This is a genomic window from Bacillus coahuilensis m4-4, from assembly GCF_000171615.1.
GTDB lineage: Bacteria > Bacillota > Bacilli > Bacillales > Bacillaceae_K > Bacillus_T > Bacillus_T coahuilensis.
The window spans coordinates 77,622-89,853 of sequence record NZ_ABFU01000060.3; the positions used below are offsets into that span (position 1 = coordinate 77,622).

10 protein-coding genes and 1 pseudogene are annotated in these 12,232 nt (G+C 35.4%); 5 read left to right on the forward strand and 6 right to left on the reverse strand.

What is annotated here, in order from left to right; translation table 11 throughout:
- Positions 1-6 precede the first annotated feature (6 nt).
- Both M44_RS30045 and M44_RS15660 read right to left on the reverse strand, forming a co-directional pair.
- Complete coding sequence (locus M44_RS30045; protein ID WP_081447559.1) at positions 7-351, reverse strand: cell wall-binding repeat-containing protein; 345 nt, start codon at positions 349-351, stop codon at positions 7-9.
- The gene (locus tag M44_RS15660) at positions 281-2,053 is read right to left on the reverse strand and encodes a cell wall-binding repeat-containing protein (RefSeq protein ID WP_010175097.1); all 1,773 of its coding nucleotides are present in this window, start codon (positions 2,051-2,053) and stop codon (positions 281-283) included. Before M44_RS15660 ends, M44_RS30045 begins: the two co-directional genes overlap by 71 nt.
- Before the next feature lie 269 nt (positions 2,054-2,322).
- Here M44_RS15660 and galU point away from each other — a divergent pair, with 269 nt between their 5' ends.
- The 3 genes from galU to M44_RS23775 all read left to right on the forward strand — a co-directional run bounded on the left by galU (position 2,323) and on the right by M44_RS23775 (position 5,682).
- Positions 2,323-3,186 carry a UTP--glucose-1-phosphate uridylyltransferase GalU gene (galU, locus tag M44_RS15665; protein ID WP_010175098.1) on the forward strand — a complete coding sequence of 288 codons (864 nt, stop codon included), beginning with the start codon at positions 2,323-2,325 and terminating at the stop codon, positions 3,184-3,186.
- 228 nt (positions 3,187-3,414) lie between these two features.
- Complete coding sequence (locus M44_RS15670; RefSeq protein ID WP_010175100.1) at positions 3,415-4,548, forward strand: glycosyltransferase family 2 protein; 1,134 nt, start codon at positions 3,415-3,417, stop codon at positions 4,546-4,548.
- Positions 4,549-4,578: 30 nt separating this feature from the next.
- Positions 4,579-5,682 carry an MOP flippase family protein gene (locus M44_RS23775; RefSeq protein ID WP_050771004.1) on the forward strand — a complete coding sequence of 368 codons (1,104 nt, stop codon included), beginning with the start codon at positions 4,579-4,581 and terminating at the stop codon, positions 5,680-5,682.
- Between the two features lie 382 nt (positions 5,683-6,064).
- Here M44_RS23775 and M44_RS23780 read toward each other — a convergent pair.
- The 4 genes and pseudogenes from M44_RS23780 to M44_RS15695 form a co-directional block, all read right to left on the reverse strand.
- Positions 6,065-7,130: pseudogene (locus M44_RS23780) on the reverse strand (glycosyltransferase family 4 protein).
- Between the two features lie 70 nt (positions 7,131-7,200).
- Entirely contained in the window at positions 7,201-8,352 is a 1,152-nt protein-coding gene (locus M44_RS15685) for a glycosyltransferase (protein WP_010175103.1), read from the reverse strand.
- Positions 8,349-9,356: an LCP family protein gene (locus tag M44_RS15690; protein WP_010175105.1), complete on the reverse strand. Its 1,008-nt coding sequence runs from the start codon at positions 9,354-9,356 to the stop codon at positions 8,349-8,351. Before M44_RS15690 ends, M44_RS15685 begins: the two co-directional genes overlap by 4 nt.
- Before the next feature lie 82 nt (positions 9,357-9,438).
- Positions 9,439-10,080: a YigZ family protein gene (locus tag M44_RS15695; protein WP_010175107.1), complete on the reverse strand. Its 642-nt coding sequence runs from the start codon at positions 10,078-10,080 to the stop codon at positions 9,439-9,441.
- A gap of 265 nt (positions 10,081-10,345) precedes the next feature.
- Here M44_RS15695 and M44_RS15700 point away from each other — a divergent pair, with 265 nt between their 5' ends.
- Entirely contained in the window at positions 10,346-11,485 is a 1,140-nt protein-coding gene (locus M44_RS15700; RefSeq protein WP_010175109.1) for a sensor histidine kinase, read from the forward strand.
- Positions 11,486-11,508: 23 nt separating this feature from the next.
- The gene (locus M44_RS15705; RefSeq protein WP_010175111.1) at positions 11,509-12,186 is read left to right on the forward strand and encodes a response regulator; all 678 of its coding nucleotides are present in this window, start codon (positions 11,509-11,511) and stop codon (positions 12,184-12,186) included.
- The last annotated feature ends 46 nt before the right edge of the window (positions 12,187-12,232 follow it).

The following is a 12,232-nucleotide window of genomic DNA, read 5'->3' on the forward strand; positions in this document are numbered from 1 at the left end:
GTTGTTCTACTTTCCTGGAACAACGCCAGTACTTCCTATAAGATAAACTTTAGCATTCGTATGTTTCTTTAAATACGTAATCGTTGTATCTGTTAACCCTTTATCTGATGAAAGTAGAATAGGAGCTTGTAATTTTGAAGCTACAGGTCCTATCGCTAGAGCATCTGGTGAATTTTCATTTCCAGTAGCAATAAAAACAGTTTGAACATCCGTAATTTCTTTCGCTATAGCAACGGCTGTCTCATAACGACCTGAACCAACGATTCGTGTTACAGTTGTACTAGGTAAAATAGCATTGATTTCTTTTAAGCTTGCAGTGGTAATTGCACTTTCGCCACCTAATACATATATTTTTGTTTGGTTTTAATCGTTTAATAGTAGTCAGTGTTGTTGATGGTATTGTGTCTTTGTCAGTTAATAATAATGGTGCGTTATATTTGTCAGCTAACACGCTACCAGCAAGACCGTCGATAGACACATCACCTCGAGCTAATACAACTACATCTGATGATGTATTCCATCCATAATCAGCAATTAATGAGCTCGTGTTGTATCTAGTGCCTCCAGATAGATCTTGACGATAATCAAACAAGTTAATGTTATTTAAATAGGATCCAGCGATATAATAAATTTTACCGGGTTGTGAAGGTAATTCTACTGGATACCACGGGAAGTGGACAAGCTTTGAAGGATCATTTTGTATGTCGCCTTTAATTTTGACAGCTTCCCCTTGGCTCAAATAACTATATACATTACTTTTGTCTGATTTAAGATCTGGAGAAGTTCTTAAACTTACTGATGTTGCACTCACTGTTACAATACTATTCTTCTCTAAGTCATGAGCTGTTTTATGAAATGGGCCTGGGATCGTTAAATTCTTTTGTTTAAATCGAAGAATACCTTTAGAATCAACATAGATAACACCTTGTAAGACGCTGCTAGGGAAAGGTGTTACTGATATGTGGCTAAATTCTTCTAGCTTTTTAAAGAACTTTTCCTGATAGGTTTTCCCTGGGTTCGTTAATGGATTATTAATACTTGATATCCCGTTATAGGCAGCTATTGGCCAATACCAATGCTCTAATATTGTTCGGTCTTGTTCATTAATGGTAGGTAAAATTCCTGCTTTAATGTAACCGTACTTAGCTTCAAGTATTCTAATTCCCTCATCAATATTATACTCAATGTCTGTCATAAGTCTTAATAGCTTATCTTCAGACATGGTTAACGTACCATCTGTAACTTGCATTAAGCCAACGCCTTGTCCATCTAAAGTACTAATACGTGGATGGCCATCATTGTTATACTGTTGCCAGCTACTTTCTAAGTAAGCAATGGTCTTTAACACTTCAGGTGGAATGTTATGTTCGTATGCTTTCTTAGTTAAAATGGCATTTAGTTCTTGAGGTGTTGGATTGTTTCCTGTTACCGTTAGAGCTAATTGCTGAACTCTATTTAATCCAGTAAATTCGCTATCACTAGTAGTTGTGACTGACTGGAAAGAAGATGATTTCAAGTTGGATGTAGTAGTGTCTAGTAGAGTGACTTTGCTATCTTCAATTGAAAATTGATCTTCCAAAACATAAGTAGGAGCATAGTTTGCATCACTCTCGTTATACTTGGCATGCTGTACTGTTAAAACATTGTTTTCTACAGTAAGTGAACCTTTCAAGTAATCATTAGAGGAATGAACTTTAGTCCAACCATTTTCTTTGAGGGATAAAACATCAAAAGTAAGGACTCGAGCAGTACCATCCAATCGCTTGGTCACAATGGCTAAAGGGGCAGTTTCTGAGCCGGCTAGAATGATTTGTTCATAAACTCCACCATAAAGCTCGTCAGAAAAAGATTGGTTATTTGTAGTAATTGTGAGGGTAGATAGAAACGCATTAGAAGTGTTAATTTCATGACCCTCTAAATTATGCGTACTTGTACCTACTTGTAAATTGACTACGTTTGACTCAGTTGCAGAGGTCGTTTGGCCATTAATCGACAGAGACGCAAAAATAAAAAGCAAGACAACCAGTGGAAATAGTTTGTTATTCCCTTTCACTAACTTTACCTCCTAAATTCCTAATTTCATAGTTGCAGTAGCAATATGTCTGACTTTGTCAAATTACAGAACTAAGTATATCATAGAATGATAGAATTGTAGTTAGTCATTTTTTTCAAATTCCTGTAAAATAGTGAAAAGGTCACGGTTCATTTGTTAACTTTTTTTTGTAATAAGAAATTGTAACCTATTAGTAAATTGTTTTTCGGGTAATTGTGATATAATAAGCTTTAATTCAACAAACTAAAAATATTTATTGAGGTGTTAATATGACTGTAAAAAAGGCTATTATTCCTGCCGCAGGGCTAGGAACACGCTTTTTGCCAGCTACAAAAGCACAACCAAAAGAGATGTTACCTATTGTCGATACGCCGACAATCCAATACATAATTGAAGAAGCAGTAGCTTCAGGAATTGAAGATATTTTAATTGTTACTGGTCGAGGAAAACGTGCTATTGAGGATCATTTTGATAAAGCATTAGAATTAGAAGAAATGTTAGAAGCCAAAGGAAAGTTTGGTGAGCTAGAACAAATTCAACGCATTTCTAACCTTGCTGATATCCATTATATTCGCCAAAAAGAACCTAAAGGCTTGGGGCACGCAATTTGGTGTGCTCGTAAATTCATTGGGAATGATCCATTTGCTGTCATGCTAGGGGATGATATTGTTATGAGTGAAACGCCATGCCTAAAGCAATTAATTGATAAATATGATGAGAAAGGTGCTAGTGTTATTGGTGTTCAAGAAGTACCTGATCATGATGTCTCCAAATACGGTATTATCGATTCAGGTATTGAGGTAGAGACGGGACTTTATTCTGTTAATGGTTTAGTTGAAAAACCAGCAATAGAAGATGCACCATCTCGTATGGCCGTAATGGGAAGATATGTGTTAAGTCCTTCTATATTAGATATTCTTGAGACAATTCCTCCTGGAAAAGGAAACGAAATTCAACTGACAGATGCTTTGCAGGAACTTACAAAGCATGAAGACATTTATGCTCACATATTTTCTGGACGCCGATATGATATAGGGGATAAGTATGGATTCATTCAAGCAACAATTGAATTCGCCTTAAAACGTCCTGATTTAGAAGGACCTCTTCGAAAGTGGTTACGAGAAATCATTTAATTGGAATAGGACTTGTTTATATAGCATTGTTTCTTATTTATCATAATTGATAGTGATTCTTTAATCTAAAAACTGCTTGAAGCTATTTCGTTTCATTTAGAAGCAGGTTTCATGACCGAAAATAATAATGAATGTATAGGATCGGGATAAGGGTGACACGCTTACTTTGAGGTCACCCTTTTTACCCGTTTAGTTATACTTTGTACTTGAAGGAAAGGGAGTTACGACATGATTGAACTACTATTATGGTTCTTTATCGTATTAATTGTCTATATTTACGCAGGGTATCCAATTGTATTGAAAATTTTAGCAAAGCTTGTAAAGAAACCTATTCAAAAGGATATTCATTATACACCAAAGGTTACGTTATTCATTGCAGCTTATAATGAAGAAAAAGTGATTGGCAGTAAACTTTTAAATTCAGTTAATTTAGATTATCCAAAGGAACAGTTTGAAGTGATTGTTGTATCAGATGACTCATCTGACCGTACCAATGAAATTGTAGAAGAGTATTCAGCAGCCTATCCATTTGTTCGCTTAAACGTGGTAAAAGGAAGAAAAGGAAAGACGGCAGCATTAAATAAAAGTGTTCATTTAGCTACTGGCGAAGTACTGGTTTTTTCAGATGCAAATTCAATGTATAAAGAAGATGCAATCAAATCTCTTGTTCAATATTATGCTGATGAGCAAGTAGGTGGGGTATGTGGTGAATTACGATTACTCAATTCTACAGGTTCTTCAATTGGGGAATCTGAAGGGGCTTACTGGAAGTATGAAAAACTACTAAAGGAATTAGAAACTGCTACTGGTACTTGCATTGTGGCAAATGGTTCAATCTATTCATTACGTAATGAACTTTTTCAAGAAATGAATCCCAATGTGGGAGATGACATGCAAAATCCTCTAATTGTCATTAGACAAGGAAAACGCTTTGTTTATGAACCTCTTGCAGTCACAATGGAAGAGACTTCTCCTCACTCAAAGGAAGAATTTGGTCGAAAGGTTCGTATTGTAACAAGAAGCTTTACTGGAATTATGAGTTATTTCCCTATGCTTAACCCATTCAGTAATTTTGAATTTTTCTTTAAGTATATGTCACATAAATTCCTACGTTGGTTAGTTGCTTATTATATGATTGCAGTATTTGTATTAAATCTTTTCTTGTTAGATCAGCTAACTTATCAAGTGTTGTTTTGTTTGCAACTTATATTTTATTCCCTTGCCTTCTTAGGGAAATTTACAAAAACCAAAATAACCTATATTCCTTATTATTTCTGTTTAGTAAACTATGCCGCGTTAAAAGGTACCCTGCGTGCATTAACTGGTAAGCGCCAAGCAACTTGGAATCCTACTTCTAGATAGTGGGGTTCCTTCTATATAAAGGAGAATTATATGAGTCAGTTTTCAAAACAAATGCTCGGTGGTATGAAGTGGACAAGTATGTCTATGGTGGTAAATACTGTGGTCCAGTTAGTTCAATTTGCCATTCTTGCTAGGCTATTGTCGCCAGCCGATTTTGGACTTATGAGTATGCTTTTGGTTATAATCGTGTTTTCACAAGTGTTTTCCGACGTTGGGGTATCCTCTGCTCTAATCCATTTCCAAGATGCTTCTAGAAAACAATTATCCACACTGTATTGGTTGAATATTATAGCAGGTTGGACAATCAGTGTACTAGTGTATTTATCTTCACCCCTTATTGCAAACTTTTATCAGGAGCCAAGACTTGAGCAATATGTACCCTATATTGCCATCATTTTCTTAGTTACCCCTTTTGGTCAGCAATTTCAGTTCTTGCTCCAAAAAAAATTACGCTTTAATACGCTTGCAAAAATTGAAATTGCTTCAATTGTAACTGGAAGTACGTCTGCTATCCTACTCGCGTTTCTTGGCCATGGTGTCATGAGCTTAATAGTAGGACAAATTGTAACGAATAGTGTCAAGTCTATATTAAATGCAGTTAGAGGTTGGAAAGAGGCTCCTCCTTTGCTTTACTTTAACTTCAAAGAAGTGAAGCACTTTCTGTCTTTTGGGGTATTTGAAATGGGTTCAAGATCAGTGAATTATGTTTCTTCGAATATGGATTATTTATTAATTGGTCGCTATTTAGGACCAGAAGCATTAGGTATATATACACTGGCTTATCAGCTCATTACCATTCCTGTGACAAAAATCAATCCAATTGTCACGAAAGTAGCTTTTCCAGTCTTTTCTAAAAACCAACATGACCACCCTACTTTACAAAAAGGGTTTACTCAAATTAGTCAATTATTATCTTATGTTACAGTACCGATGTTAATTGGTTTAATGGCAACAGCAGATGTGTTGGTTCCTGTAATATTTGGTAACGGGTGGGAAGCAAGTATTCCTGTTGTACAGGTATTAGCTGTTTTAGGAATATTACGAGTACTAATGAACCTGAATGGTAGTATTCTTTTAGCAAAAGGTAAAGCGAATATTGCGTTTTTTTGGGTATTTAGGTATCGCAATCCTTAACGGTATCTCTTTTTACTTAGTTGTTGATAAAGGGGTTTTAGCAGTAGGGGTCGCTTATGTATTAATAAGCACACTAAATTTTATTGTTGGACGTTTCTTATTAAGGTATCTAATATCATTAAACATAAATGAGTATCTGACTGCAATTGCTAAACCATTTCTATTATCCATTGTTATGGGGATATTGGTTTATGGTCTGTACTTTTTGGTCAACCCTTTATCTATATCAAATATACTATTATTGGGATTATTGATTGCGATTGGGATTCTTATCTATTTAATCGAAGTAAGATTATTTGCTCCTGTTATTATTAAAACAATAATAAAGAAACTAAAAACGTAAATAAAGCCCTGAGCATCAGCGCTCAAGGCTTTATTTTATTTAGCTGGACTTCTTTAGTTTTTTCATCGTGTTTAAAAGTGGCTTGTGCTTTCCAATAAGTCCGACTAGTTCTGCTGTTAGTTGTATCAAAAGAATTAAAACGCCAAGAACTAGTAGTGATCCCCATAATGTGGAGCGTGAGAATAGAATCGCACAAAGGCCAAAGAATGTACCTATGCTATAAATAATCAATACTGTTTCTCGATGTGAATAGCCAAGCTCTAATAAACAGTGATGTAAATGAGATTTATCAGGAGCAGAGATTTTTTGTTTTATTCAAAATCCTGCGTAGAATGGCAAAGAACGTATCAAATATTGGAATCGCTAAGACAATAATTGGAATGACTAAACTGAAAATTGTTACACTTTTATATAAACCTAATAAAGATATAACCGATATACAATATCCTAAAAATAGGGCTCCTGTATCACCCATGAAAATTTTTGCCGGATTGAAATTAAAAAATAAGAATCCAATAGATCCACCGATTAATATAACAGTTAAGGCTACGACTAGCATGTGATTATTAAATGCTGCAAGTGTCATAATGGTAGTCATAGCTATTACAGACACTCCAGCTGCCAACCCATCGAGTCCATCAATCAGATTTATGGCATTCGTAATTCCAACAATCCAAAGTATGGCAAATACATAAGAGAACGGACCAAGATATATTCTTTCATCAACAAAAGGAAGACTAATGAAATCAATCTTTATATCATAAAACACAACAATGCCTGCTGCAATTAGTTGACCTAATAGCTTTGTTTTAGGGGATATTGTAAATTTATCATCAAGAATACCCGTTACTAATATGATGGCTCCTCCAACAAGTAATGGCCAAATGTGCAAGATAATTTCGTGTAGATATAATAATCCTGCCGTTGCACCAATGACAATAGAAAGCCCGCCAATTCTTGGCATGAGACCTTTATGAACTTTTCTGTGATCAGGCTTATCGACAAATCCTAATTTTATCGCAAATTTTATGACGAGCGGAGTTACAGCAACACTCACTCCTAAAGATATAAAAAATGCAATAATGAAATCAATAAACGAGTACATGCTTTCACCTCAATTTTAAAACATACTCTTTAGTAGGATAGCAGAAATTTAAAGGAATGCAATCCATATTTTATAATTTATTGGCAATATCTTTGTAAAGTTGCTCCAATTTTCTTGTTTGAATTTCAATATCAAATTCAAAGCGAACTCTTTTCTGAGCGGCTAAACTCATTTCGTTCCATAAGTCTGTGTTAGTAAGTAAAGTCCCAATATTTTCACTTAAATTAATTACATCTTTTTGCGAGGTGAGTAGACCCGTTTCACCATGTAATACGGCTTCTGGAATTCCACCCGTATAAAAGCTTGCAACTGGGAGTCCCATTAATCCGGCTTCAATAAACACGATACCAAAACCTTCTGATGCACCGGATTCTACTTCCACACTTGGTACACATAATACTTTTGATGAGCTCATCAGTGATAACACTTCGTCATGAGGAATCATTCCATGAAAGTGGAACCGATCTTCAAATGGAGCAGAGAGCTCCATTAACCGGCTCTTTTCGGGACCATCCCCAGCTATGTGAACGGTTAAATCTAAGTCATTTTGCATTAATAATTTTACTGCTTCTATGAAATAATGAGCTCCTTTATTTTCTATAAGACGTCCAACAAATAAAGCAGAGTGTGATCTCTCTTCTAAAGTAAGTGGTGATATATGACTATATGCATTTATATCCACTCCTATATAGTGCGTAATGATTTTTTCTTCGTCAAAGCCCTTTTCAATGAGCTTTTCTTTAATAAATGAAGAAGCAGCAATAGGATATACCCAATCTTCTTTCAGAATTTCTCTTTTTTTGACATAGTTTCTTACGTTAAAGGATTGCTGTTTAAGAAATGTATCCTTTACCGTTACATCATAGCCATGAAAAGTAACAAGAAGAGGAAGCTTATGTCTTTTTGCAAATGGGTAGGCTAAAACCCCATCAGGTCCAAAATGAGCGTGAATAAGGGTCGGAGAAACATTAGCAATGTAACGATCAAAGGATGAATTCCAACCAATTTTCTTCTTAAGAACTTCTGAAATCCCATTTTTCACATTTTCATTATCCGTATAAACACGATCGGTAGGAAGTGATAGCCCTTTCTTAACATGTTTATATCCAAGAAAGTACGGAGTGAAACTTTTATAAAAATTTGTTTGCTTTTGAATAAATGTTTCGGACTTAGGTAATAATGAATCTCGGTAGATTATGACATTAGATTTTTTTTCACTCATAGTTCCTCATTGACCTCATCTATTTCACTATTTTTAACAGTCGATGATATATGGTTCAAATGAGCTTTAAGAGCGGATTTCACCTCTGTCAATTCAACTGGATCTGCTTGAAAATAATAAATACCTGAATATCTTACATCAGTCCCAGTAATAGAAAGTTTTTCTATAGAACTAGTATTAAAGTCCTTAAACTTTGATTGTACCGCTAGAGCGTCACTTACTTTGAAATTTGTTTCTACGTTATCTCCTATATGTTGAGCGATAGAATCTATCTTTAAGAGGTTTGTTGGACTTAACAATTTGTCAATAGCAGCCTGTATAACTTCTTGTTGACGCTCATTACGACCAAAATCTCCACGAGGATCTTGTTTTCGCATTCTCGCATAGGCCAATGCCTCTTCGCCATTCAAATTCATTTCACCTTCTGTAAAATAAATCTTAGAATTATCTACATCACTATTTTCATAAAAATCAAATGGAACATCCACAGTAATCCCACCTATTTCATTAATAATTTCTTTAAAGCCCTTAAAACCAATTGTGGTATAATAGTCAATTGGAATATCAAGAAACTCCTCTACTGTGGCTATAGTTAAATCCTTCTTCCCTTTTGCATAAGCATGATTAATTTTATCTTCACCTTCTCCTGGTATATCAACCAGAGTATCGCGGGGAATGCTTAATAATTTTACGCTCTTATTAACCGGATCAATCGTAGCAACCATTAAAGAGTCTGTTCTACCTACTCCCTCACTCGAATAATCTTCTATCCCCATAATTAACATTGAAAATGGTTCTTTCGTAATCTTAACTTCCTCGGTTCTTAGTTCTGACTTCATTCCTCGCTCTAACTCGCTATATGAATTGGAAGCTGCGTTATACACAGAAAACACTGTATACCCAAAGTAAAGAGCAATAGCTCCCATAATCATGATAGAGGTTAGAACAAGCCGTTTTAACAATCGTTTCTTTTTCCTTTGCTGCTTCAATTGAATTCTATCCATATTTATTTACACTCCTGATAAGTTAAAAAGTTTTCATGGCACATAAGAAAAATTATACTTCTTCTAAAATAAAGTGACAATGTCATTCTTCTGTAAAATCAAGCTCTCGGTATAGGGTGATGTCTTCTTTAATGTCTGCTTGTCCGTTAGATAGTTCTGTTATCCAAGCAATAGCTTCAGGTACTTCATCCGTAGGAACATGTATAATTACTTGGACGAGGTCTGTGTAGGAGATATCTAGAAGTGGATAGGGTGAATTTCTAACCTCATTCTCTATTTTCCCCAACAAGGTGTAATCAATCGTAATAATTATTTCCTTGTGTAAAATTCGTTCGACAATCCCAGTAGCCTTTAATCCTTCGGATGTAGATTTACCATAGGCACGTATAAGTCCACCACCACCAAGCTTAATACCACCAAAATACCGAGTCACGACTACCGTTGTATCTTTTAGACCCTGCTTCTTTAACACTTCTAGCATAGGAACACCAGCCGTGCCAGATGGTTCTCCATCATCGTTGGCTTTCTGTATTTCATCATGTTCTCCTATTAAATAAGCAGAACAATTATGTGTAGCAGAACGATGGAGCTTTTTTATTTTATTTATAAATTCGACAGCAGCCTCTTCTGTCTCGGTTCTTTCGACATAAGCAATGAACTTAGATTTTTGAATAATCAATTCAAATTCACCGTAGCCTTTTACGGTTTTATATCGTTTTAACAATGGATCACCTGATTTCTCTCTCCAAATTTCTCTCGTTTTTCTACCATATCAGTTTATCATGAATTTATGAAGAATATCGTAAGTAGTACAATTTGATGCGTAATTTTGCCGAAACACACATAAAATATAGGATGTTTGACATAGATAATGGAAATATCCTGTGTCTTTCTTCCGTATTTTTTTCGTTATTTTCTAGATATAACATAGTATGTTACGTTATTACACTGTAAAATGTAGAGGAATAAATTTCTAAGGAGTACCCTAGATGTCTTTTCATAAAGTAGATAAAAAAGTATTAGACAATATCCTTGAAAAAATGGTCGATGCCGTTAGTAAAAGTAAAGATGATGTATTCCATATTGAAGAACAATGTCGAAATGAGTATGACGATATTCATCAAGAATTATTGTTTATAAGAGAAAAGGTAAACAATGTCATTGATCAAGGCGATGATTTAGAATCTAAAGCACGCCTAGCTAGAAATCGTTTATCTCAAGTTAGCCACAGTTTTAAAGAGTTCTCAGAAGAACAAGTACGTCAAGCATATGAGACCGCTCATGATTTACAAATGCAGTTAAGTATGAATCGACATCAAGAGTTGCAGCTTAGAAATAGACGTGATGAGCTTGAACGAAGACTTTATTCACTTGAAGAAACGATCGAGCGAGCGGAGCAACTTGTCTCTCAAATTACGGTTGTTTTAAATTATTTAAGCAGTGACATAAGGGAAATGAGTCAAGCTTTAGAGGATGCCAAAATGAAACAAGAATTTGGTTTCCGAATTATTGAAGCACAAGAGGATGAAAGAAAGCGACTTTCAAGAGAGATTCATGATGGACCTGCTCAAATGATGGCCAATGTTCTTATGAGAACAGACTTAGCTGAAAAAGTATACAAGGAACACGGCCCAGAAGTAGGATTCAGTGAAATACGTGAAATGAAACAAATGGTTCGCTCGGCACTCTATGAAGTACGACGAATTATTTATGATTTACGACCAATGGCACTGGATGATCTTGGGTTAATTCCTACCCTCAAAAAATACTTACATACACTCGAAGATTATCATGCAGGAGTAGTCATCACTTTTCAAAACATGGGGCAAGAAAAACGCTTGCCATCTAAATTTGAAGTAGCATTATTTCGAATGGTTCAAGAATCGGTAAATAATGCATTAAAACATGCACAACCTACAGAAATACAAGTGAAAATAGAGATAAAAAAAGAAAAGGTACTTGTCATTGTGAAAGACAATGGTAAAGGGTTTGATACTGAAAATACAAAACAAGGTTCCTTTGGAATTATGGGGATGAAGGAACGTGTGGAGTTATTGAATGGTACGTTATCCATATTGTCGAAAATTGACGTTGGCACAGCCATCACAATAGAGGTTCCTTTACCTTAGCGGAGTACATGGAGGTAAGTCTTATGGTGAAAATAGTTATCATTGATGATCATCAGTTGTTTAGAGAAGGAGTCAAACGAATATTAGATTTTGAACCATACTTTGACGTTGTTGCAGAAGGTGATGACGGAGAACAAGCGATTCAATTATATGAGGAGCACCACCCAGATGTTGTCATTATGGACATTAATATGCCCGTTATTAACGGAGTGGAAGCCACTCGACGATTAATTGATCGTTACCCACATGCAAAAATTATTATTTTAAGTATACATGATGATGAAAGCTATGTGTCTCATGCTTTGCAAACTGGAGCACTAGGTTACCTATTGAAAGAAATGGATGCAGATGCTCTCGTGAACGCAGTGAAAGTCGTGTCTGAGGGAGGTTCTTACTTACATCCTAAGGTTACACATAATCTGGTTCGAGAATATCGCCAGTTAATTAAAGAGCAGCATCAGCAGACGGTTTATCAACCTGTTGAAATTCGTCGACCTCTTCATTTATTAACCCGTAGAGAATGTGAAGTGTTACAGCTTTTAGCAGATGGATGTAGCAATAGAACAATCGGTGAAACATTATATATCTCAGAAAAAACGGTTAAAAACCATGTTAGTAACATTCTTCAAAAAATGAACGTGAATGATCGTACCCAAGCCGTCGTTACAGCGATTAAAAAAGGCTGGGTTGAAGTAAAATAATGTTTTTAGAGCCATGCGAAATCGCATTGGTTTTTTTTTTGTGGGA